This is a genomic window from Burkholderia sp. KCJ3K979 (assembly GCF_016759955.1).
In the GTDB taxonomy this organism is placed as follows: Bacteria; Pseudomonadota; Gammaproteobacteria; order Burkholderiales; family Burkholderiaceae; genus Burkholderia; species Burkholderia orbicola.
In genome coordinates, this window is record NZ_JACFYV010000004.1 from 63,201 (window position 1) to 83,393 (window position 20,193).

At 59.7% G+C, this 20,193-nt stretch carries 25 protein-coding genes; 6 read left to right on the forward strand and 19 right to left on the reverse strand.

Translation table 11 applies throughout. The features are described from left to right. Nucleotides 1-38: 38 nt before the first annotated feature. The 3 genes from H3O04_RS02105 to H3O04_RS36520 all read left to right on the forward strand — a co-directional run bounded on the left by H3O04_RS02105 (nucleotide 39) and on the right by H3O04_RS36520 (nucleotide 2,031). On the forward strand, nucleotides 39-287 hold the full coding sequence (locus H3O04_RS02105) for a DUF2795 domain-containing protein (protein ID WP_027811031.1): 249 nt from the start codon (nucleotides 39-41) through the stop codon (nucleotides 285-287). Between the two features lie 110 nt (nucleotides 288-397). Next, a complete protein-coding gene (locus H3O04_RS02110; RefSeq protein ID WP_202587046.1) occupies nucleotides 398-1,756 on the forward strand; it encodes a sensor domain-containing diguanylate cyclase in 1,359 nt (452 codons plus the stop codon). A 149-nt stretch (nucleotides 1,757-1,905) separates the two neighbouring features. Continuing rightward, nucleotides 1,906-2,031 (forward strand): hypothetical protein, encoded by a 126-nt coding sequence (locus H3O04_RS36520; RefSeq protein WP_256097665.1) that lies wholly within the window; start codon nucleotides 1,906-1,908, stop codon nucleotides 2,029-2,031. Nucleotides 2,032-2,074: 43 nt separating this feature from the next. Here H3O04_RS36520 and H3O04_RS02115 read toward each other — a convergent pair whose 3' ends face one another. The 8 genes from H3O04_RS02115 to H3O04_RS02155 form a co-directional block, all read right to left on the reverse strand. After that, entirely contained in the window at nucleotides 2,075-2,353 is a 279-nt protein-coding gene (locus H3O04_RS02115) for a hypothetical protein (protein WP_202587047.1), read from the reverse strand. 120 nt (nucleotides 2,354-2,473) lie between these two features. After that, nucleotides 2,474-2,689 carry a hypothetical protein gene (locus H3O04_RS02120; protein ID WP_202587048.1) on the reverse strand — a complete coding sequence of 72 codons (216 nt, stop codon included), beginning with the start codon at nucleotides 2,687-2,689 and terminating at the stop codon, nucleotides 2,474-2,476. Next, nucleotides 2,676-2,942: a hypothetical protein gene (locus H3O04_RS02125; RefSeq protein WP_143275949.1), complete on the reverse strand. Its 267-nt coding sequence runs from the start codon at nucleotides 2,940-2,942 to the stop codon at nucleotides 2,676-2,678. The genes H3O04_RS02120 and H3O04_RS02125 overlap by 14 nt, the downstream gene beginning before the upstream one ends. A gap of 212 nt (nucleotides 2,943-3,154) precedes the next feature. Next, the gene (locus H3O04_RS02130) at nucleotides 3,155-3,421 is read right to left on the reverse strand and encodes a hypothetical protein (protein WP_034201889.1); all 267 of its coding nucleotides are present in this window, start codon (nucleotides 3,419-3,421) and stop codon (nucleotides 3,155-3,157) included. A gap of 754 nt (nucleotides 3,422-4,175) precedes the next feature. Beyond that, a complete protein-coding gene (gene dcd / locus H3O04_RS02135; protein ID WP_202587049.1) occupies nucleotides 4,176-4,793 on the reverse strand; it encodes a dCTP deaminase in 618 nt (205 codons plus the stop codon). After that, nucleotides 4,790-6,193, reverse strand: a complete 1,404-nt coding sequence (locus H3O04_RS02140; RefSeq protein ID WP_202587050.1) for a hypothetical protein — start codon at nucleotides 6,191-6,193, stop codon at nucleotides 4,790-4,792. Before H3O04_RS02140 ends, dcd begins: the two co-directional genes overlap by 4 nt. A gap of 2 nt (nucleotides 6,194-6,195) precedes the next feature. Continuing rightward, nucleotides 6,196-6,705, reverse strand: coding sequence for a hypothetical protein (locus tag H3O04_RS02145; protein ID WP_202587051.1), 510 nt, complete (start codon nucleotides 6,703-6,705; stop codon nucleotides 6,196-6,198). A gap of 546 nt (nucleotides 6,706-7,251) precedes the next feature. Next, nucleotides 7,252-8,166, reverse strand: a complete 915-nt coding sequence (locus H3O04_RS02155; RefSeq protein WP_202587053.1) for an integrase domain-containing protein — start codon at nucleotides 8,164-8,166, stop codon at nucleotides 7,252-7,254. A 956-nt stretch (nucleotides 8,167-9,122) separates the two neighbouring features. Here H3O04_RS02155 and H3O04_RS02160 point away from each other — a divergent pair. From H3O04_RS02160 to H3O04_RS02170, 3 genes are all read left to right on the forward strand, one after another. Further along, nucleotides 9,123-10,463 (forward strand): phospholipase D family protein, encoded by a 1,341-nt coding sequence (locus H3O04_RS02160; RefSeq protein WP_202587054.1) that lies wholly within the window; start codon nucleotides 9,123-9,125, stop codon nucleotides 10,461-10,463. A 142-nt stretch (nucleotides 10,464-10,605) separates the two neighbouring features. Then, nucleotides 10,606-10,869, forward strand: a complete 264-nt coding sequence (locus tag H3O04_RS02165) for a hypothetical protein (RefSeq protein ID WP_202587055.1) — start codon at nucleotides 10,606-10,608, stop codon at nucleotides 10,867-10,869. A gap of 101 nt (nucleotides 10,870-10,970) precedes the next feature. Continuing rightward, the gene (locus tag H3O04_RS02170) at nucleotides 10,971-11,279 is read left to right on the forward strand and encodes a hypothetical protein (RefSeq protein WP_202587056.1); all 309 of its coding nucleotides are present in this window, start codon (nucleotides 10,971-10,973) and stop codon (nucleotides 11,277-11,279) included. A gap of 23 nt (nucleotides 11,280-11,302) precedes the next feature. Here the strand turns inward: H3O04_RS02170 and H3O04_RS02175 are convergent, their stop codons facing one another. From H3O04_RS02175 to H3O04_RS02225, 11 genes are all read right to left on the reverse strand, one after another. Then, entirely contained in the window at nucleotides 11,303-13,450 is a 2,148-nt protein-coding gene (locus H3O04_RS02175; RefSeq protein ID WP_202587057.1) for a hypothetical protein, read from the reverse strand. Nucleotides 13,451-13,460: 10 nt separating this feature from the next. Beyond that, nucleotides 13,461-15,422, reverse strand: a complete 1,962-nt coding sequence (locus H3O04_RS02180; RefSeq protein WP_202587058.1) for a hypothetical protein — start codon at nucleotides 15,420-15,422, stop codon at nucleotides 13,461-13,463. A gap of 12 nt (nucleotides 15,423-15,434) precedes the next feature. Next, entirely contained in the window at nucleotides 15,435-15,794 is a 360-nt protein-coding gene (locus H3O04_RS02185; RefSeq protein WP_202587059.1) for a hypothetical protein, read from the reverse strand. Between the two features lie 227 nt (nucleotides 15,795-16,021). Beyond that, nucleotides 16,022-16,312 (reverse strand): hypothetical protein, encoded by a 291-nt coding sequence (locus H3O04_RS02190; RefSeq protein ID WP_202587060.1) that lies wholly within the window; start codon nucleotides 16,310-16,312, stop codon nucleotides 16,022-16,024. Beyond that, on the reverse strand, nucleotides 16,290-16,706 hold the full coding sequence (locus tag H3O04_RS02195; protein WP_202587061.1) for a DUF5681 domain-containing protein: 417 nt from the start codon (nucleotides 16,704-16,706) through the stop codon (nucleotides 16,290-16,292). The genes H3O04_RS02190 and H3O04_RS02195 overlap by 23 nt, the downstream gene beginning before the upstream one ends. A 46-nt stretch (nucleotides 16,707-16,752) precedes the next feature. Further along, entirely contained in the window at nucleotides 16,753-17,733 is a 981-nt protein-coding gene (locus H3O04_RS02200) for an AAA family ATPase (protein ID WP_202587062.1), read from the reverse strand. After that, complete coding sequence (locus H3O04_RS02205) at nucleotides 17,733-18,242, reverse strand: histidine ammonia-lyase (RefSeq protein ID WP_202587063.1); 510 nt, start codon at nucleotides 18,240-18,242, stop codon at nucleotides 17,733-17,735. The genes H3O04_RS02200 and H3O04_RS02205 overlap by 1 nt, the downstream gene beginning before the upstream one ends. Continuing rightward, nucleotides 18,239-18,994 (reverse strand): hypothetical protein, encoded by a 756-nt coding sequence (locus H3O04_RS35980; RefSeq protein WP_337249609.1) that lies wholly within the window; start codon nucleotides 18,992-18,994, stop codon nucleotides 18,239-18,241. Before H3O04_RS35980 ends, H3O04_RS02205 begins: the two co-directional genes overlap by 4 nt. A gap of 80 nt (nucleotides 18,995-19,074) precedes the next feature. After that, nucleotides 19,075-19,377, reverse strand: a complete 303-nt coding sequence (locus H3O04_RS02215; RefSeq protein WP_202587064.1) for a helix-turn-helix domain-containing protein — start codon at nucleotides 19,375-19,377, stop codon at nucleotides 19,075-19,077. Nucleotides 19,378-19,389: 12 nt separating this feature from the next. Further along, nucleotides 19,390-19,596 carry a helix-turn-helix transcriptional regulator gene (locus H3O04_RS02220; protein ID WP_175867553.1) on the reverse strand — a complete coding sequence of 69 codons (207 nt, stop codon included), beginning with the start codon at nucleotides 19,594-19,596 and terminating at the stop codon, nucleotides 19,390-19,392. A gap of 84 nt (nucleotides 19,597-19,680) precedes the next feature. Then, the gene (locus tag H3O04_RS02225) at nucleotides 19,681-20,190 is read right to left on the reverse strand and encodes a hypothetical protein (RefSeq protein WP_202587065.1); all 510 of its coding nucleotides are present in this window, start codon (nucleotides 20,188-20,190) and stop codon (nucleotides 19,681-19,683) included. Between the last annotated feature and the right edge of the window lie 3 nt (nucleotides 20,191-20,193).

Sequence of the window (20,193 nt, forward strand, 5' to 3'; positions counted from 1 at the left end):
CTTCGATCCGATTCCCGCCCAACCCGCGAGACGCCGACGTGAACGACAAGCCCACCACTCCTCCGCACGATATCCCGAACGAAACGATCGACCTGCAGATCGCCGATGTGCTGGCGGCCGTCCGCTATCCGGCGAACAAGGATGCGATCGTCGATGCCGCGCGCGACGCCGGCGCCAGCAACGAAGTCCTGTCGATGCTCGACGGCCTGCCCGAACAGGACTACGCGGACGTCGACGCCGTCACGCGCTGGGTCGCCGGCAACTTCGGCCCGGGGCTCGGCATTTGAGCGCCGACCAATAACGCGATAGGATCGGGCCGCACCGGTCGCGCCGCGATCGGCAGGCGTGCCGCCCGGCGCAAGATCGGGCGTTCGAGCACGCGTGTCCGGGGGACTCCATGGAAGGCATCCTGATCCAGCACACGACGCAACGTCAGCTGTGGTTCGGCGCGCTGACTGCGCTCGTCATCCTGCTCACGCTCGGGATCGCCGCGCCGCACGCGAACGTCGCGCTGCCGGCCGTCGAGCCGTTCATGCCGATGTGCGCGCTCACCGTGTTCACGACCGCGGGCATCGCCGCGTTCTTCCTCGGCGCGCAGTTCACCGTCACGCGCCAGCCCGTGCTCGGTGCGCTCGGCGGCGCCTATGCGTTCACCGCGCTCGCCGTCGCGCTGCAGCTGCTCACCTTCCCCGGCGTGTTCGCCCCGCACGGCCTGCTCGGCGCGCGCCCGCAAAGCGCCGCGTGGATGTGGGTCTTCTGGCATGCCGGCTTTCCGTGCTTCGTGATGGCTGCTCTGGTCGCACGCGAGCGGCTGACGCGCGCCCCGGTCGGCGCGAAAGAGACGCGCCGCTGGACCGTCGTGCTCGTCGGCGGGCCGGCCATCGCGGCGGCGCTCCTGTGTGCGCTCGCGCTGAACGTGTCGCTGCCACCGGCATTCCACCCGCCCCGCGACACAGCCGTGCTGCCTGTCAGCGGCATCGCGCTCGTCGTGTGGGTCCTCAACGTGCTGGCGCTCGTCGCCGTGCTGGTCACGGGCCGGCTGCGCACGACGCTCGACCTGTGGCTCGCGATCGCGGTGCTCGCCTGCCTCACCGATACGACGCTGAACCTGCTGTCCACCAACCGCTTCACGGTCGGCTGGTATGTCGCGCGCGTGTTCAGCATGTTCACGCCCGGCGTGCTCGTGTGCGTGCTCGCGTGGGAAGTGACGATGCTGTATCAGCAGCTGTTCGAAGCGCACGCGACGCTGATCCGCTCTTCCGCGCGCGATGGACTCACGGGCGCGTTCAACCGCAGCCACTTCAACGATCATTTCCACACGCTGTTCCTGCAGGCGCGGCGGCAGGGCGAACCGCTGTCGCTGCTGATGGTCGACGTCGACCGCTTCAAGGCGTACAACGACGCGTTCGGTCATGTGAAGGGCGATGCGTGCCTGATCGCCGTCGCAAATGCACTGGCCGGCGCGGTGCGGCGGCCGGCCGATATCGTCGCGCGCTACGGCGGCGAGGAGTTTGCCATCGTGCTGCCGAACACCGGCGCGCGCGGTGCGCGGGTGGTGGCTGACGAAGTGCGCGAAGCCGTGCTGCGGCTCGACCTCGCGATGCCCGACTCGCCGGCCGGGCGCGTGAGCGTCAGCGTCGGCTGCGCGACCGTGTCGGCCGACGATCTGTCGACCCCCGACGCGTTGATCGAAGCCGCCGATGCCGCACTGTATCGCGCGAAGGATGCGGGGCGAAACCGGGTCGTCGTCGCTTGAAACGTCTGCTGTTTGGCCAATTGTTACGGTCATTGTGACCGGAATAATCCGCCGTTACGGATTGCGGCGCGGGGATACGATCGCTTACAGCCTGGGCCGGGGCCGCTCGCTATGCTGGGTTTCATATTGAACCCGAGCAGGTGAACGCGATGAAGAAGGCCCTTTTGCTGATTGCCGGCGTCGCCGTGTTGTTGAGCGGCTGTATCGTGGTGCCGGATGGTGGCGGGTATTACGGTGGGGGTGGGTATTACCATCATCACCGTCATTGGGATTAAGGCAGACGTCGGTCCGAACGCCTCGTTCCGGCCCGTCGCGCAATCAAGCCGGCGTCGTCAGCTCGGTATGCATCAGAAAGACCTGTAGCGCGGCGAGCGTTTCGTAGTGGAGACGCTCGCCGCGCGGATCCTTTTCCGTATCTTTGATCAGATTGCGTCGGGCATCGAATCGATACGGCTCGCCCAACAGTTCGACTATGTCGAACTTTAAATACAGGCGAGCTCTCCCTAGGACCGGTGACCCTGATGCACGGAAACCGGCCACAGTACCTACGATCCCGCCGCCAAGCACGCCGACTATCGCAGTGAATATTCCGTCCATGATCTAGGTCTTCGAAGAGTATTTAGGACTATTGACGTTGACAGCGACAACGACCCCACTGGGCCGTTCACTTTGCTTTGCGCGGCATCGAGCTGCTTTTCGACGGGAAGGCTCACGCTTTCACTCACGGAGCATTTCCTCCAGGCGCGTATTGACCTTGACGCCCAGATCCGACAACAGTTCGAAGAAGGCGTCACGGCGTACGGCAAAGTGTTCAAATACTCGTTCGGGATCCATCGACAAATCGAGCAACAGAACGCTCAGTTGACGCGATGCCTGCAGCAGTTCGCGGCGCGCCTCCTCGATAGATAAGGTTGAGTCATCATTTTGAGCCATGATGCGCCTCCGCATTTTGCACGCAACGCGCCGCCTCGCCCATCCGAGGCCAGATATCAGGAATCACGAGAAACGCGTGTGCCTCCACTGCATCGAGCAAACAGCGAAGAATGATTTCGGTGGCGGAGATTGCGCACACCTCTGAGGCTTTACAGTCGGTGCAAGTTGCGGCCTCGATGCTGCGCTTGAACGCTGCGCAGCCGTCAGCGCGGTAGGGGATTCGACCGAAGCCAGCGAAGAGGTTTTCGAACATCGACCGATACCCCCGGCTCGGGCGCGCCGTCGGGCGAACATTCAGCCAGTGTTCTGCAGCGCGGATGCCGGCAAGTTCGAATAACTCCGATGTGACAGTAGTCGTGGGCTTCGGCGACCGAGTGTTACGCCAGACACTGGGTATGAGGGCGATCGGACCGGCAGATTTGGCAAGTGTATTCGGAAAGGTAACAGCAAGCGCACCGTCGGCGGTTACTCGTCGTCCAGCTCGATCGTTGCGCCGACCTGCCGACACTTCTCGAGCACTTGGTCGACAGTCGCGGAACGATCCTGCAGCGCTAGCGCTAGGAACAGCATCGGCAACGACATCGGTCTCGGCTCGACTCCCCCCGTATACTTTCGCCACTGACTGTTGCCAGCCAATCCGAACATCTGAGCCATCTGCTCGCCGGTGAATCCGAGGCGCACTTTCAGCGCACGCAGGTCTTCCGGCGTCGGCGGGAAATATTTGAGGGCCATAAGCGTGGTCGCGCAGAATTCGCGCAAATACGATGCTATTCATAATGTCGTTCCTTTCGGAGGTAGCGGGCTACGCGGAGCGTTACCCAACGCGGCTCAATTTAGACCCTTAAGGTCTATCTGTCAACGAAATACGCCGTCCTCTGAAATCTCCAGCCCATTACGTTCGAGTCGGCTACGTGAGCTACGAGGCGAGCGCTTACATCCCTTTGCACAATTGGTCGTGGCGCAACGAGATGCGATACGGCGCGAATTCCGCGTGCTCGATTGCCAACTAGATCTGGAGACCAACGGGCAGACGGCTTGCCATGAGCATGAACCCGTGGTGAACGAACAACACGAGGGTTCGTTGAGCCGGCGGTAATCCATCGCAAGCGAGACGAACGAGGAAATAGGACAAGAATGGGAAGCGCGAGCTGATACAGGCTTGGCAATCCCGCCAACATGGAGCACGACATCGGTCCAAACATTGTCCGAACATGGAGTCCCAAGCATCCACGCGAACAATCTGCTGCGAAATAGTCAGCATCGTGACGGAGCCCTCACGAGAGGCTTGCGTCGAGTTGTCGGAGCGTACAGAGGTATGACGAGGCGTGCCGATACGATGCAGGCAGATGAAGCAGCACCCCACGAGGTCAACGACCCTCGGATCCGATACAAAACCTAGCAACTTCTCGCAGACCCATATACGACAAGGCCCTGTAGATTTAACAGGGCCTTTGTGTACCGTAGTGTGTACCTATAAATCGATATGCTATGCGTTACGGCTTGGGTCCTGACTACACCAAAATGCCAAGTCTCGTTCTTCATGCACCTTCTTCGTACTCGACTGCGGGCTGATCTGTCCGACAAACCTGCCATCGTAGTTTGCGCCTCCTTCACAGTTGAAGAAGACGAATTGAGCGACACATAGCCCTGGGTACAACACTAAAGGAACCTCGCCCAAGTTCACTAGCTCAAGCGTCACCGTTCCAGTAAATCCTGGGTGGACGGCCACTGCAGTCGCGATCACCAGTCCTGCTCGCCCCCACGACGAACGAGAGGTTACATAGCCGCCAAGATGGGACGGCAACTTGAAATACTCCAGAGTTGCAGCAAGCACGAGTTCATTGGGATGCAAATAAAATCTCTCTGAACGCTCGACGTAGTGCTTGTGTTCAAACCGACGCTTGTCACCGAGCCCCATGTTTCGGCCGGGGTCGAGATACGGCAAATTACCACGATGCGTTACGATAAACTCGTTGCCCAGCCTAAGATCGATCGAACCCGGACCGATCTGCGATTCATCGAGCAATGGGCTTATGATCAGCCTCTTGGAAATATCCGGTTCAGATAGCGCGGAGACGAGATGTTCCTTTCCTAAAATGCTCATACGGCACCCGCCATGTGCTCCAAATATTCCTTATGTAGCCCGATGTTCTCTACGGCCCGCAGCACTAGTCTCTGAATGGCGTCGTGTTCGGCCACACCAAACATGACCTCCCCATCGTTGGTCTGTCGTTTGCCATGAATTCGGACAAACCACCCGGCCAACAATGCACTCTGCCACGTTGGCAATGTCACCTTCGGATATATACCAAGTTCGCTCGGCGGGACATTCAATACGAGGCGACCGATAAGCTCCGGAACCTCGCCCCGAAATGCATCGACTGGATATATCAGATCTTGATCGAGCCTTTTCCTGACAAATGCCTTTGCCTTTTCAAGCGAATTTTTAACCCAACCGTACGCAGCATCTATAAGTACATCCGACTTCAAGGCATTCAAGTCGGTCTGATCAGCAACAATTGCAGCAATCCGCTGAAAATGTGTCAGCGCACTTGCCATATGAGCAGAGCAACTCGCATCTGCCGCCCCACATTGCGTAAGGGCGTTGATAAATCCCTCTTTCTCAATAGCATCCAACAAAAAGCGAAGTCTATAGCGAGAAGGCGGATATAGATCCGAGCCAGACGGAACTAAGTCGATCGGGTTCAGCAAGAATATTTCGTACGAAGCGAGCAATGCGCTTGGCCCGAACAACATCGCTCCAACATAGTCCGAAATCAGCTCTTCCATGGCTCTTTTCCGAATCTGAGCCACACGATTAGCTATCTCAGCCCGACGTCGCAAAACCGCCATCGGGTCCGTTTCAGGAGGGGCCGGATCGGTCTTGCTAATTTGCTCTAAAACAGATTGAAATCCGGTTTGAAAATCAGGCTCATTCTCTTCTTCGCTTAAAAACTCCGTAGCAATCAAATGGCCAATTTCATGACCAAACACTGCATGCACAAGGATATTATCCCGCTCAGCCCGCGGAAATAAGATGAGATGAATTCGCGACAGAGAAATCGGCGGCAAAGCATGCAATTCGGATGCTGGCAGCAGATTCGTCAACGGAGTAACCAGATAGGGCTGAACGTCAACAATTCCGTAGTTGTATGCCGACTGCGGCGATGCGACAAAGCGAGCCCCTGCGCTCACTCTATTTAAGAGATCTCGTAAAATCCGAACCAATCCACGCGGCGTTTGCTCCGTATGGGCGTTATCGAGGTACGAAAGCACCTCTTGATAAGTCCGCAACAGAGAGAATATCAACGGCAGAATTTTTCCGTCCGCGACCTTTACCTGCTCGCCAATAGCCGTCAAGGCTTGCTTGATTAGAGCGATGACCTCGTTCGGCGATGAATTGGGGAAGTCCCGTGATGTGAGTTCATCAAAGCGATTTTTCAGGCTGTTGACGAGCACAGCCACGCGTACTTTGAAGTACGCGTTGTCATCTTGAAGAACCATATTTACGCGATCCGACCGACCTGCGCGCCAAACCGACTACGCCCACCAAGGAGCGGCTCCTTATTCATCTCATTCATTTGAGCACGAATAAAAAGATAGAACTGGTCAAAGAAAGTCCGATAGATATCGACCTTCCCTTTGTCTTCGGTAGTCAGTGCATGACGATCAGCGCGGGCGCTATTTTCGGTAACCGTCCGTGCAACATCTTGCAACAGGGCAGATATGTCTGCGTCCTGGATCATTTGGCCCAAATGCTCGATGGGATCGACCGCAAGTTCCAGCGCTTCCATCGCGCCAGTAAGATTTTGCACTCGGTAATCACCATGCGTCAGAACACGCGCACCCGTGGCAACACGCTCGAGAAATTCACTGCCTGCGCGCAGAACGTTGCGTTCGTCATCGGACAGATCTCGATCCTCGATGAGCCCTTCCGCGGCCTGCTCAGCCTTAGCCGCAAGAAATCCGTAATCCAGGTACCGCGCTTGCTTGTACTCAAGACTCGGTGCACTCATCAATCTTCTCCTTATTTTTCGCCTTTCTCGCGCGTCGAACCGACTCGTTGGCCGCTCTTGTGTGAAAGTCAGATGTCAACTCTTGACAAACCAAAAAAATTTGCCCCCGCGTTCGTGGGCAGTGTACCCATCTTGGGTTTAAAAAGCAATTGTCAAAAGTCAAGTCCCTCTTGGGGGACGGCGTCGCATGATCGCCCCCCTTTTTTATACAGCCCCATTGCTCCAATCTCTTTGCACTTCGTCACACCATCACTGAGCATCAAGCCTATTTCGTCTACTTACCGGCCCAACGATCCACTCCGGCCCGTCTCCTGCCTATACATCGGCAACAATCGAAACTATCTGAAGTCCCCGTAGTGCATCGGGTCTCTCAGATACGCGTGGATCTCGCTGTTCTTCCACACCGTGCACCTCGGAGATAGTTGAATCGGTTTAGGTGCGCGTCCAGCCAAACAGAGCTTTCGCCATGTCTCTCGGCACACGCCCACAAACGGAGCGATTTGCCTCCAGCGCGAGTGCCCCACCTCGGGCAGCGTGTCGACGTGCTTATGCATGGCGCACCTCCGCACCTGCCAGCACCTCACGCCCATAGACGCGCTCCACCCACGTCCCGCGGCCGTCCCCGTGGCCGAGCCATGTCGACACCCCAGCGGCCGCCTCCCGGCGCGATACGCCGGCTGCCTTCTGCCGCTCCAGGTGTTCGGTCGCATACGCGTACCGGAGGCTGTGCGGCGCGCGCTCATCGGTCATGCCGACCTTGCGCACGACATAGTGGTAACGCTCCATCGCCCGCTTCAGATCCGGCTTGCGGACCAGCTTCCCGCCATACTCGTTCGACAGTCCAATCGCACGCTCCACCAACTCGGCGGCGCGCTGCCGATCCAATGGCGGGCTCCGTCGTGTCTTGCCTCCTTTCGTCCCGTGAATGATGGTCACAAAGCCATCCCCGATCGGACTCGAAAGCGCGCGCCGCCAATCAGCCAGCGATTTGATGCTTTGAACCGCCTCCCTCGCTCGCAGCCCAAGTTCGAATTGCAGCTCGAGCACAACCGCGATACCTGGGTCGATCGCAGCAACGGCGGCGCGGTACGGCTCCAGCTCGTCACGCATCATCGGCCGCTTCGTGCCGGCCCGGCTCGCACCCGACAGACCGAGCGCCGCATTGCTCATCTTGTCAGCAAACGGCCGGCGACCGATCCCTTCGAGCGCCGTTCGGATGTGCGTCATGTTGTTGACGGCCGTCCGCTTCGAGCATCCTCGGCCCGTCATGTCGTTCGACCAAGCCATCAGATGCTTCTCTTTGAGCTGACCGGTCGTATGAACCTGAAAGCCCATGTCCCACAGAAAACGCGCGAAACGCGCGAGCGACTTCTCCCGACCGTTGGAGGTCGAGTTTGCCTGTTTGCCACGCGCCCCGCGCGCAGCACGGCACAGGTCGGCCGTGAGAGATTTGTGCGACATGCGTACCCCGAATCCATGACGTGAGGCTCGACCCCCGGTTGTCTCCCTGTCCGCTGGACGGGGCCGCGAAAATGCAGCCGGGAGACAACAAACGGGGGCACGAGCCTCGGCCTGGTGAGATTGGGAGCGTTCTACGCCAGCAAGCCGGCGCAGCCCGCACGCATGAACCCGATGAGGTTCGACGCGTGGCGGGAAGACGCTTCCCCCGTTTGATCCGTGTTTTGGCTGTGCGACCGATCGGGGGGCGCCAATGCCCCGACCGCGCGAATTGATGCGTGCCGAGCGAGTCGGCACGAGATTTCAGACGCCGAGGCCGAGCGCGCCGTCGATCGCCACGAGGACGATTGAGACGGACGCGACAAGGCACGGCGTTAGCGCTGGGGAGCGCACGTCACGGATTGATTGCCGCGGGAGCGGCATACGGGGATTGCATAGCGCGCCTTTCGCAGAACGCGAAAAGCGGCGGAAGCTCGCCTATTGGCGAAGCAGTCACGAGCCCATCAGGAAACGATGGACGGATTTTGGGCGTGGGCCCTACTCAGTCAATTCGGTGATCAAGTCACCGTGCCCGCAGAGCGGGCTTACATATGGCTGTTCAACAGCTAGGTCCTGCAGTCGATGCCCTTTAACCCGGGCTAGGTGTGAAGCCAGATTAGCGACGCCTGCACCGCTTGGCAACAGTTTTTCGACGGTCCCCGTCTCGCGCTCGAGAATGGCTGTCACGTCTACAGAGTGACGCACGCAACGTTTTCTGATGGGCGTCGCTTTACCCGCCGATTCGCAAAGTGACGCCACAGTCGACGACAAGACAGCACGTTGTAGTTTGGACACAAGCGGTAGTAACGTATCGCGTCGGTTGCATTAGCCATAGCGCGCCGGCAGCCCGTCATCGTGACGATCGACGACAGGTCCATCTAGGCCACTACAACAATTCGAGCCATACGGGGTTGCTCATCATGAAGTTCATTCACGGCAGCGACATTCAGCGCGGGCTGCGCGAGATTTCGCCAAGTCATATCGCAGTCGCCTATGTCGGCATCGACTGGAAAACCTATATCGTTCCCGAGAACCTCAAGGACATCGTGCTGTCGCCGACGGTCGGTACGAACCCTGCGGCGATCGTCGAGATCGCCGAGGTGGTTGGCTGGGAGCAAGTTCATTTCCTCGACAACCTGCACGCCAAGATTTACCTCGGCGAGCGCGGCGCAGCGGTCGGCAGCTTCAACCTCACGGCCAACGGCCTCAGTGCTGAAGGCTTGCAAGAAGCGGGATTCATTGTCGACGATGCGCCGGCGCTGGCCGAATTGCGCGCGCGGCTGGACGACTATCGCCAACAGGCCGACATGGCCTATCCGACTACCGAGGCCAAACTCGCACGCCTAGCCGAGCTACGTGCGAAGTGGGATCGCGCGATCAAGCAGGGCGTGATTCGCAATGATGCGAAAGCCACGACGTTGGACGCCTACCGGCCTATGTCCACCGATGAAATCTATGTGTGCTGGGTGTCCGGCAAAATCACCTATACCGATCAGATCGTCTCGCACGGGACGGTCAACAGCACAGTGTCGTTTCTCGAATCCGACACGGTGCAACCCGACCGCTGGATTCTCTGTTGGGTACCGCGCGTTGACGGACACCCAGATGAGCGCTGCCGCCCGTACTGGCAACATATCGACGAGGTGATCGAGGGAGGAGCGCATGAGGCGCCCTATACGAAAGCTGCAGTTGAGCGAATTGGTCGAGCCGAGTTGCCGCCTCCATTCGAGCTGACCGACGCCGCAGTGCAAGCACTCTATGCCGTGCTGAACTCAGGCGAATTTCCAGAATTTCTTTACAATCAAGAAACTTGGTCGGTCGACAGCACGCTACCGCGCCTGCCCGCGTTCCTTCAAGCGCTAGGCAAGGTCGCGCGACAAGCGGCCGATGCCGCCCCCCGCACGCACTCAGCCAGCGAAACACCTGACTCGACCACTATCTCGCACGACGCACTGGCCCGCGAATTCGGCGCACGCATCCGCGAAGCGATGGAAATATCTCTTCGAGAAAAATACGTTACGGCGACCATTGAAGGCATGATGGCAACGAAGCCGCCCGTCAGCTTGGCCAAACACCTCGTCACGCAGGGCTCCATCAAGAGTGGGCTCAAAAACCTGGCAAAGCACAATGCGCTACACCTATCGTTTGAACGCATCATGCTTGAACCCCAATTCGCGCCGCTGTTCAGCAAGGACGACCTTGACTGCGCGCGTTTCAACTTATCCCGAGTCGACCCGTCCTACCCGTGGCCGGTGCCGTAACACGGCCACGCACCGGCTCGCACCGCCAGTTCCAGCCGCTAATAGGTCGCAGTGGTAGCCCTCACTCTTGAACGCGACCACTGAGGATTTTCCTTACTGGGAAGCGTGTACTCTCTAGGAGCCCCCTACTTGGAGCACGACCATGTTCTATCGGAACATCAACGGTTACGACGTATATCTCTATGTCGAAGTGAAGAACCACGGGTTCGCCGGCACGAACGGCCGCCCGGAGATCTTTGGCTTTCGAATCACGGCTGTTCCGACGGGGCTGCCGGAAAACTCGCTCGAGGCGCAGCGTAAAACTTGCGAACCGGACGAAGGTTACCGGCGACACGATCTGGCCTTTGCCATTGCAGAGGAGGTTGCCGGTCAGTTCGTATTGTCGTTACCGCAGGTGGGACGGTAGACGACGGGGCCGCCGGTCATGGACGCTCGGCGGATCTCGATCCGCGTTGCGGCATGTTTCTCCGTCGCCTATCCTGAGTGGGATCGTCTGGGATATACCTCATGAGCCTCGCCCCTGCCATTGCCGGAACCGCCGCTGCGACGAGTGCAGCCGGCTTCACGCTTACTGACCGCGTGTTCATCTACATCGGCGCAGCAATTCTCTTCGGGTTGATCGGTCTGGTCCCGCTGTTGGCCAAGAAGCCAGAGCCCGAGCTAAAGCCCCCGGCACTGGACTGGGATGTGATCGACGAGGAATCCAAGAATTCGGCACCCCTCGTCGCTGAGCAACCAATGACAATCGAAGGCGAGCTGACGGAAGTGCAGGAAGTACCAAAGTTGACCGGCCGCGGCTCCCGCTGGGGACGATAGCGATAGGCCGGTCACTCTGCTGGCTACAGATTTCCTTGAGGACCAGCGAGCTGCGGAACAGCGAGCGCCGGCATGTATTGCAGACGTCCGGACAATCCTTGCATCAATCCTCCGGTAACTGGGGCGGGTGCGCCGACAGCGCGAGCATCGAGATACGGCAGGAACTCTTGGGGATTGAGCAGCAGCCCGGCCAGTTGCCCGTTCAACCGTGTGCCGACCCGAGAGCCATTCAGCAAGCCACCAATACCACTCCCAAGTGCCGAGCCTACTCCAGCCCCGGCCGGCCCGAAGAACGCCGCGCCGCCAGCAGCACCCGCGGCCTGAGCTGCATTTCCAAGAACACTCCCGACTGCGCCACCTTGGAAATTTCGCCCATACAACTGTCGGGCCAGCCAACCATTAGTAGCGAGGTTGTAAGCCGTATCGCTCCCAGGCGAACGAATCGAGTTGGAAACCGTAGCACGCTGCAAATCCTGCCCGATTCCTTGCAGGGTATTCAATGCATTCGCGTCAATACCGAAATCCGCTCCACTCATTGCTCTCGTCAACGCGGATCGATAGGGCATCAACTGGATCTGCGGCACCTGGCCGGCATTCATAGATCTGGTTCCCAAGCCGTTCGCAATCTGTTGACCCACCTGCATCGTGTTGATGGGCACACTGCCAGCCGCATAAGCAGCGCGAGCCTGCTGAACACCCGGAACATATCGCGTCATCCAGTTGTCGACATCGCTCTTCAGAGCCGTAAGCGCCCCAACGCGCGTCGACGTGCCTTGCCGCTGCGCCTCATTGATCATGTCGCCAAGCGCGCGGCTCGTGTAGTCCAGTGCAGCCCCGTTAATCTGCCGACTCCCTCCCTCTAGCGGCCATACTGGCGCCACCCCGCGCCCTACTGCCGCATCGAGAGATGCGATCTGATTCGCCCGCTGCATGGCCTCCTGCATCTCCGGAATCTGTGCATAGCGCATGAACGCCGGCCCTACGTTGGCGGTTGCTTGGTGCGCCGATTGATAGAGCGGCGTCGCCGCAGCCTCGCGCGCAGCTTGAGCTGCTTGCAAGTCGGCCGGGGTCCCGGCCACCCCCATAAGAGCGCCCCATCGCGCATCATTGTTGTCGATGTTGCGCTGTTCAAGTGCCGTCTTGAAGGCCGGATTGCTGTTCGCCATAGCCTTCTCTGTCTGGGCCAAGAAGGGTGTCGCCCCGACCTGAGCGGTCGTCGGCATCGAACCAGGCACATATACCGGTGCGTTGCGGATATTGGTCGCCACCTGTGCAGCATCATTTCCGATTGCATCGGCGAATTGCTGCCCAACGTAGCCGCGTGGATTCAGCAGCGGCATCGCTGCGTTATAAGCAGCACGGCCTGCTCCAAGCAAGCCCCCAATGATGGCCGGTGCGGCGACACCCATACCAGCGCCCACTGCGGCATTGCGCCCAACCTGAGGCCAATACGGTTGATTGGGATCTATCGCCGTGCCCGCTGAAAGCGCGGCGCCAGTCGCGGCATTCCCAATGCCAGCCCCAACCATCCGACCGACTGTGCCGCCCATCGCTGGAAGCGCGGAAATGCCATCCCGAATCACATTGCCAACGCGCAACGCGCCGCCCATCGGCAGCAGCATCGGCGCCACAATGGCTGATGCCTGCGTCCCGGGCGACGCCGATTGCCTGAACTGTCTGTCAGCCGCGATCTGCGCTCCGACGTCGCTGTTTGCGGTGTTGGTCAACCAGTTGCCCACCGTCGAACCGCGCACGCCGGGAATCGCGTTGGCACCAGCGGCGATGCCCTTTTCGACGAGGTTGGCGGCGTTGCTCGCGAGACTCGAAATGCCGTGCCAAGCGCCCGAGCCGATCTGCTGCAGATTGCTCCACGTGTCAGGCGACGCACCGCCTGCCGCGAGGTCTTGAGCAAGACCCGAGGACGTGGAATGAGCCGCAGGCGCGGTTGGTTTTGGCAAGCCCCCCTGCGACGCGATGAAGGTGTCCAGCGGGTCCGCAGCGTTAGCTGGCGGCGTTGCCGCGGTATTCTTGGAGGACCTGCCGCCCGATTGCGTCAGACCGCCCTGGGACGAGATGAATGCATCGAGCGGGTCAGCGCCGCTCGCGGGCATTTGCGGTAGTTGCGCTCCTGCACCAGCGCCGGGAGTGATGAAGCCGTATTGGTAGGGCATGGCGACCTCCTTAGCGCAACAGACCGACGTTCAAGCCCCAGCGGAGGGCCTGTGCGTCTTGCGGATTGTTCTTGGCAGCGGCGATTGCCTGATTGCGGGTTAGACCTGGTGGCATCTTGATGATTGCCGCGGCGGCGGGCGTCATCATCTGGTCGAACTGGTTTTCGCGCTGGTTGTACGCCTGCGCATTACCGTTGGCGTACGCGTCCGAGAGATAGTCGCCTTTGACCATCCGCATCTGCACCTGCGCCTTGATCTGGCCGAGGCCAGTCTGGATTGCCTGCGGATTCATGCCATACGACGGGATAGCGCCATTGACGATCGCTCGGGCAGCGTCAGTACTCATGCCGCTCGAGTTCGATACCTGCGTAATGAGGTTGTCGCGCGCTTTGTCGAACAACTGGGCGTCCGACGAGAAGATGCCCTGCACGTTGTACAGCTTGTTCGCGAGTGCCGGGCTCTTCGTCTGGGCAAAGTTCGACATGTCGTCGAGCATCGTCAGCGCATACTGACCGGTGGACCGGGCTTGTCGCGTCTCCTTGTACGAGGCGTTCATGGTGTCGACTTGGCCTTTCGCCTGTGCCGTGGCGTCGGCTTGGGCGCCAAGGGGCGGCTGAGCAGCCATAGGTGCATGTTGCTGCCCTTGAGCCATCCCGCCAGAACGACCCAGAATATCGCCAACATAAGATGCTACGGTCTTGCCGTTGCTATCTGAGACGTTATGGATGAATGGCGTAGCGCTGCCAGGAGGGGCGACGTTGCCCTCACCAGAGAAGTATGCCGTCGCAATACGCCCAAGATCACCACCGTATTGCTGATTGAACTGGGTCAGCATCCGTTGCGCGACCGTATTACGATCGGCGACGTTGTTCCACGACTCTCCGGGCTGTGCAAAGCGGTTAAACGTTGCCTGCTGAATCTGGAATGGATTGCTGGGGTCGGTCTTGCCGCCGTTCGTCTCCTGCTGAGCAAAGATCCCTGCCAGACCACCTGTCGGTACACCAGGCACAGCGCCATTCGACGCGTCTGCAACATTTGCAGTGGACTGGAAAACGAAGCCGCCCTGACCGCCATTCGCCGACGGGTCCCAGACCTGTTGCAGGTTGTACTGCGCCTTGCCGCCAGCCTGCGCGGCCGAACTACCGCGAACCGCCTCCGTGCCGCCCGCAACTGGCGTGACCGACCATTGGCCGGTCCCATTGTCGTAGCTGTTCATGTACCCGGCGGGTGCCGCACCAGGCGTAGTCACGAGCTTGCCATTCATAACGAATGGCGCGCCAGGGCGCAGCGAGACGATTCCGTCCTTCGTCAGGATGCCGCGCAGTGCATTCTGATATTCGGGCGTCCCATTGCCATACGCGGCGGCTGCATTGCGCTGGACGTCCGTCGGCAATGCCATCTGTACCGATGGATCGTACTGAAGCTGCGCCTTTGCGTAATCTATCCCTCCGGGCACACCGAACATGCTGAGTCCCAATCCCTGGTTCAGGATGCGTCTGACATTCGAATCCGTCGCCTGCGCTTGCGTCGGATAGAGGGAAGCCGCGGAGTCCGCTGCCACTTGCGGAGAGGACGCGTATGCCCCCATTCCGGCCGAGATGCCGGACAAACCGGGCACGTTTGCCGAACCGACAAGGGCCGGTGCGGGAGCGACGGATTCTTGCGTGGCGGTCGGCGCAGCAGCCGCGTTTGTGTTCCCGGCCATCAGTCCCTGCACCATCCGCAACCCCATCAGTTGCCGTTGCATTGCGAAGGCGTCCTGGGCACCCTGCATGCCTCCCTGCAACCCCATGCCCAGTGCCGCGCCGTTCGTCACGGGCAGTCTGGATGCACCCGACGCTTGCAACAGCGCGCCAGCCATGCCCATCAGGCCGGCGGTGTTCGGATTCGCCATCATTCCCATCAGGCCTCCTCCGAACGCAGGCACCTGATCCGATTCGCTGCTCGTAGAAAGAGCGTCCAACAGTCCCATGAGATTCCCCTGTTAATGAATCAAGATGTCCGAACACTCACCATCAGCGTCCCGCTGAAGCAATGCCTTGTCGGCATCAGCATCGGTTTGCATCTGCTGTGCGCATCGCTTTGCTCCATCGACAATGACCTTCGCCGCCTCGACAGGATCTGCTATTCCCGTCGTCAATTCGTTGAGGCGATTCGTCAGGTAGCCGTGGAGGTTCACCATTTCAACGACACCAGCCATCAGATACCGGCGCTCCTCGCTCGATTCGTCAAATTGGTCTGCCACCGGTTGTATGTGCGCATGGATGACCCTCAATTGAGCCAGCGCGACGTTCAACACAAGCTCCATATTCGCAAGCTGGATTTGTTCGTCTGCATCTTTCATTTGCCACCTCCAATCGCCCCACATTGAACGTTCGCCCACGTCGTCCCTTCGGGGACTTCCTCAAAGCCGCTACGTCCAAGCGTCCAAATGAGGTGCGGGAGGCAGTCCTTATCCTCGAGGTCAGTAATCACAATCGTGTCTACGGCGTACGACTCAGGCTGCCGTTGCTCAAGGCGCTCAACGCGCGTTCTGAGGTTGATGTTTGCCATTGCATTGCTCTCCAATGATCACGATTCAGCTTGTTGCCCCGCGCTGGTTACGGCGCCTGCCCTCACCTTGCGAACGAGAAACCTGCCTGCTACGCGTTGACGCTTGATTCCCGCGATCACCTCTTGCTCCAATTCGGATGCAGATTGACCCGCCGCGCACGGCATATAGGCCCCATTGACCGTAACGCCGTCGAAATAGCTTTCGTCTTCCGAAGCGATGATTCGGCGAATGATGATCGGCGGATCACTCGTGTCCCGTCGTTGTTCCAAGCACGCAACGCGCGCCTTAAGATTGTTGTTGCTCGCCATCGCCGTTGCCCTCCAAAGCCTCGATGCGTTTCACAAGATCATCGACCTCGACAATCCTCATCTGCGCGGTAACGACCTGCATCACTGCGGCTGCCTCATCGGGCGTGATCTCTCCCGCCGCCATCGCCCGTAAAACTGTTTCGCCCATCTGCGCTGGCGAGCCACCCAAGCTCTTGAGGCTGATTGGCTGATCCTTCGCCTTGATCGCCGGGATGCACCGGTCGATGCAGATGCGCAACGCAGTCGTATCGCCCGCCTTGGCAAGCTCGACCGCTTTCGCCACCAGGTCAGCGGCGTGCGGCTGGAGTAGTTCGCGCAGTGCAGTGCGCTTGTCGCGAGTGCCCCTCGGCTTGCCGGCCGGATTGCCGCTCTGCCCCTTCTTGAACTGGGTCATCGCCCTGATTTCCCCCTGCTAAATTCAGCCTCACCGACCAGAGCCATTACCGCTTCCACTCGTGCTTCCATGTACCGGAAGCGAGATCCAGATACCGGCCCGGCGCGTTTGGGTCATCTCTGAGCTGCTGGCTCGCTTTGTCGAACCAAAGTCGCGTCGGCCCCTCCCAAGCGAAGTGGCGCTGCTTCTCGCAGAGCAGGAGCACGTCGGGAACGCGACGCAGCTCTTCAATCTTCGCGGCTCGTTTCGCCTCGTCCTGAAGCTGACGCGCCGCCTGAACGCTGTTTTCCTTATGCTTGTTGCGATGGACGATGAGCACGTTGTCGACGAGATCGGTGATTTCACCCGCGCCCTTGATATCGAACTTGTCCGGCGCAGATTTCTCGGTGTCGCCCTTGCGAATGTGATGCACGAGATGGATATGCACGCCGGTATCTCGAGCCAACACGCAAAGCGAATCGACGAAGCGCGCCTGCCCGGCGTAATCGTCCGGCGCCATGCCGCACTTCATGAGACTGTCGATGACCATGTGGTCGACGCCCAATTCCTTCCGGCAGTACCGCGTGACCGCGACCATTCGGTCCCTCGTCATCGCACCCCGATGCCCGTACAGCCAGAGGCGCGCATCGGTCCAGCGGTGGAACTTCGTGATGTAGTCGATGGATGGCGATGCGCCGCCGGCCGACTGCGTGCACATCCGACTCATAGTCGCCTGCATTGGCATTTCGAGTGATGCAATGCATGCGCGGCGACCCAGCGCCATCGCATCCAACATGACGTAGCCGAGCGCGCCGGACTTGCCGTGTCCGTTCACGCCAGCCCAGAGCGTTACTTCGCCTGAGCGGAACTTGAGGTTGTCGCCCACCGAGGCCCACGGCGACGGGTCGCCTGCCACCTCCTCCGTGCCGTGGAACATCCTGATAACGTCATCCATGAATTCAGATGCCGGGCGCACATCGGCACGACCGTCGTCCGCGTCATTGACGTAGGCGTTCCAGTCGATCGAATCGGGAATAGTTCGAGCCATCAGTTCACCTCCTTGGTGTTTTCGTTTCGGTCGGCGGCAAGCTGCACGACGAGCTTGCACGCGTGGTCATAGGGATTCGGTAGCGTGTCGCCCAAGGCATCGAACAGGCGGCGCGCCAGCGTGCGCGATGCCGGCCAGCACATCGGCGCTATCGCCATCGGGAACCAGTCGAAGAGCGCGAAGTCCTCGCCAGGCACCTTGCGCCGCTCGCCGCAGTGCACGCGCGGACCTTCGCGGAACGTGAGCACCAGCGTGTCGGGTACCGCGGCCGCGATGTCGGCGAGCGTGCGCAGCAGGTCGCTCCATGACACATCCGCCGACGCGAATACCTCGACGTCGAGCGCGGCAACAGGACGCCAGTCGAAGGGCTGGCCGGCGGCCGCCGAGAGAGTCACGTTGTCGAATCGCAGCGGCCCGGCAAGCGTCACGAGGACCGGCAGCTCCGGCACTCGGCCGGCTCGGCGCATGGACACGAGCGCGGCACCGTTGGAGGGATAGCGATGGCTCATGACACGGGCGCCCAAGGGTCGAAGGCTTGGCCGTTTGCCGCGCCAGCACCAAGCGGCAACTCGTCTTCCCAGCGACGTTGATTGAGGTATGTCAGAGGCGCAGGCTCGTAGCCGTCCAGCCATTGCCGCGTCGCTTTCATCGCCACCACGTGTCCGATTACCTGCTCGGCGATGGCATCCAGACAGGCCAAGCGCCATTTCTGCCGGCATTTGGCCTTTGCGACCTTCCGGCCCGTCGACGGCCATACATCCCAAAAGCGATCGAACTCGGAGGAGCCGTTGAGCGATGCCGTGTCACCGCGAGGTGACGATATGGTTTTTATTGAAGATGAAGATGAAGATGAAGATGAAGAGCCGTCACCTAAGGGGGGCTTTGGTGAAGCTTTGGTGCTATCACCCAAGGGGGGCTTTGGTGCACCCTTCGATACGCTGTCGTCGGTCTGAAATCGCGACGACTCGCCACGAACCGAACGCACGTACTCGTCCTTGACCATCCGCGACGAGTACCAGATCGGCCCTTCCTGCTCGGCAACCAACGTCACCGGCTCGCCGTCACGGCGGCCGGAGCGCGGCACGTAGATGCACGCGGTACACGGCTGCCCGTTGTCGGCGCCCTTCAACACGCCCTTGCTGACGATGGCCCTGAGCGTCACGAGCGGCGCGCCGATCGCCTGTGCGATCTCCTTGAGCGGCCAGCGCAGAACGCCGTATTCCTCCGAGTCGTGCAGTAGGCACATCACGTCGATCCACACGCCCTTCTCAGCGTGTGTGCAGCGTCGGAGGTTGCTGTTCGCCTGCCAGTCACCTGGATAGAACTGGAATGACGGCCGCGTCATGCCGCTACCTCCCGCATCAGGTGGTAGCGTGCAACGCGATGCCAACCACCTTCGGGCGTAGCTTCCTGGGTCCATACCGTCGAGATCTCGACCCCGATGCGCCGCAGTTCCATGATGCGCGCCGCCGGATGCATGACGTCGATTTTGTGCCGCGCATCTAACGTCGATAACGAGCCATATTGACGCAGGAAATCGAGAATCCGATGCCGTTGAGCTGCAGCATCGTTGCTGCTATAGTGAGCTTGAGCTTTGTTTTGAGCCGCACCTTCAAGGGTTGCGGCTTTTTTGTTGTTTGTCATGGGCGACCTCTCTTAGGCCGCCATCTGGCGCGACTCAGCGATACGCAACCGCAACCATGCATCGATTTCCTGCTCGATGAACACCGTGGTTGCTTCGCCAAGCTTTACGGGCCGCGGAAATTCAGGATCTTTTGATACCTTGAGCCAAAGCGTGGACAGGCCAATGCCCAGCTTCTGCGCTGCTGCTTTGGGCCGCAAACATGTATGGGATGCTGACATGCCGTTCTCCTTTAGACGCCTTCGCACATCTGTGCGCGACGTTGTCAGGATCGGCGTTCGTAAGCATCAAAACACTGCCAATAATTAACCGATTTTTGACAGTAGAGACTTCCAGCGGCGCCCGGCGAGAACAATCAAATCCTGGTTCTCAAGCTCTTTCATGGGGGAGAAGTCGGTACCCGCCAACTTGCGCCATTCTGATCTCGGGTAGGGGTCATCCGAGCTCGAAAGCAATTGCAACGCTTTTGTCTTGTTGATCCCCTTCACTCGCTCAGCGAGCAAAATTGTCGCCTGAATAGCAATGGCGTCGTTAAATTGGTCAGCCTCCGATGCGTTAGGCCGACCTCGCTTCCGCGATGAAGGAACGAGATTCAGCGCCTTCGCGGGATCTTCTTTTGCCACTATCTTGGCTAGGCAATCCGCAAGATAGAAAGCAAGCTTGTCGTCAAGTTTGGCCCCCGCATACAGGGGAGCAATGCACATATCGAGCAAATACAACGCCTCCTCTGTCGCCCCTCCCTGGGCGAACGATATCGCCTCCTCAATGTGTTCGCGCTCGGAATACTCGTTTTCCTCGCCCTCGTTCCTATTCATAGA

Bases quoted from the DNA above. Each gene is read 5' to 3' on its own strand.
- H3O04_RS02110 (WP_202587046.1), top strand. From the start codon at position 398: ATGGAAGGCATCCTGATCCAGCACACGACGCAACGTCAGCTGTGGTTC.
- H3O04_RS36520 (WP_256097665.1), top strand. From the start codon at position 1,906: ATGAAGAAGGCCCTTTTGCTGATTGCCGGCGTCGCCGTGTTGTTGAGC.
- H3O04_RS02115 (WP_202587047.1), bottom strand. From the start codon at position 2,353: ATGGACGGAATATTCACTGCGATAGTCGGCGTGCTTGGCGGCGGGATC.
- H3O04_RS02120 (WP_202587048.1), bottom strand. From the start codon at position 2,689: ATGGCTCAAAATGATGACTCAACCTTATCTATCGAGGAGGCGCGCCGC.
- H3O04_RS02125 (WP_143275949.1), bottom strand. From the start codon at position 2,942: ATGTTCGAAAACCTCTTCGCTGGCTTCGGTCGAATCCCCTACCGCGCT.
- H3O04_RS02130 (WP_034201889.1), bottom strand. From the start codon at position 3,421: ATGGCCCTCAAATATTTCCCGCCGACGCCGGAAGACCTGCGTGCGCTG.
- dcd (WP_202587049.1), bottom strand. From the start codon at position 4,793: ATGAGCATTTTAGGAAAGGAACATCTCGTCTCCGCGCTATCTGAACCG.
- H3O04_RS02140 (WP_202587050.1), bottom strand. From the start codon at position 6,193: ATGGTTCTTCAAGATGACAACGCGTACTTCAAAGTACGCGTGGCTGTG.
- H3O04_RS02145 (WP_202587051.1), bottom strand. From the start codon at position 6,705: ATGAGTGCACCGAGTCTTGAGTACAAGCAAGCGCGGTACCTGGATTAC.
- H3O04_RS02155 (WP_202587053.1), bottom strand. From the start codon at position 8,166: ATGTCGCACAAATCTCTCACGGCCGACCTGTGCCGTGCTGCGCGCGGG.
- H3O04_RS02160 (WP_202587054.1), top strand. From the start codon at position 9,123: ATGAAGTTCATTCACGGCAGCGACATTCAGCGCGGGCTGCGCGAGATT.
- H3O04_RS02165 (WP_202587055.1), top strand. From the start codon at position 10,606: ATGTTCTATCGGAACATCAACGGTTACGACGTATATCTCTATGTCGAA.
- H3O04_RS02170 (WP_202587056.1), top strand. From the start codon at position 10,971: ATGAGCCTCGCCCCTGCCATTGCCGGAACCGCCGCTGCGACGAGTGCA.
- H3O04_RS02175 (WP_202587057.1), bottom strand. From the start codon at position 13,450: ATGCCCTACCAATACGGCTTCATCACTCCCGGCGCTGGTGCAGGAGCG.
- H3O04_RS02180 (WP_202587058.1), bottom strand. From the start codon at position 15,422: ATGGGACTGTTGGACGCTCTTTCTACGAGCAGCGAATCGGATCAGGTG.
- H3O04_RS02185 (WP_202587059.1), bottom strand. From the start codon at position 15,794: ATGAAAGATGCAGACGAACAAATCCAGCTTGCGAATATGGAGCTTGTG.
- H3O04_RS02190 (WP_202587060.1), bottom strand. From the start codon at position 16,312: ATGGCGAGCAACAACAATCTTAAGGCGCGCGTTGCGTGCTTGGAACAA.
- H3O04_RS02195 (WP_202587061.1), bottom strand. From the start codon at position 16,706: ATGACCCAGTTCAAGAAGGGGCAGAGCGGCAATCCGGCCGGCAAGCCG.
- H3O04_RS02200 (WP_202587062.1), bottom strand. From the start codon at position 17,733: ATGGCTCGAACTATTCCCGATTCGATCGACTGGAACGCCTACGTCAAT.
- H3O04_RS02205 (WP_202587063.1), bottom strand. From the start codon at position 18,242: ATGAGCCATCGCTATCCCTCCAACGGTGCCGCGCTCGTGTCCATGCGC.
- H3O04_RS02215 (WP_202587064.1), bottom strand. From the start codon at position 19,377: ATGACAAACAACAAAAAAGCCGCAACCCTTGAAGGTGCGGCTCAAAAC.
- H3O04_RS02220 (WP_175867553.1), bottom strand. From the start codon at position 19,596: ATGTCAGCATCCCATACATGTTTGCGGCCCAAAGCAGCAGCGCAGAAG.
- H3O04_RS02225 (WP_202587065.1), bottom strand. From the start codon at position 20,190: ATGAATAGGAACGAGGGCGAGGAAAACGAGTATTCCGAGCGCGAACAC.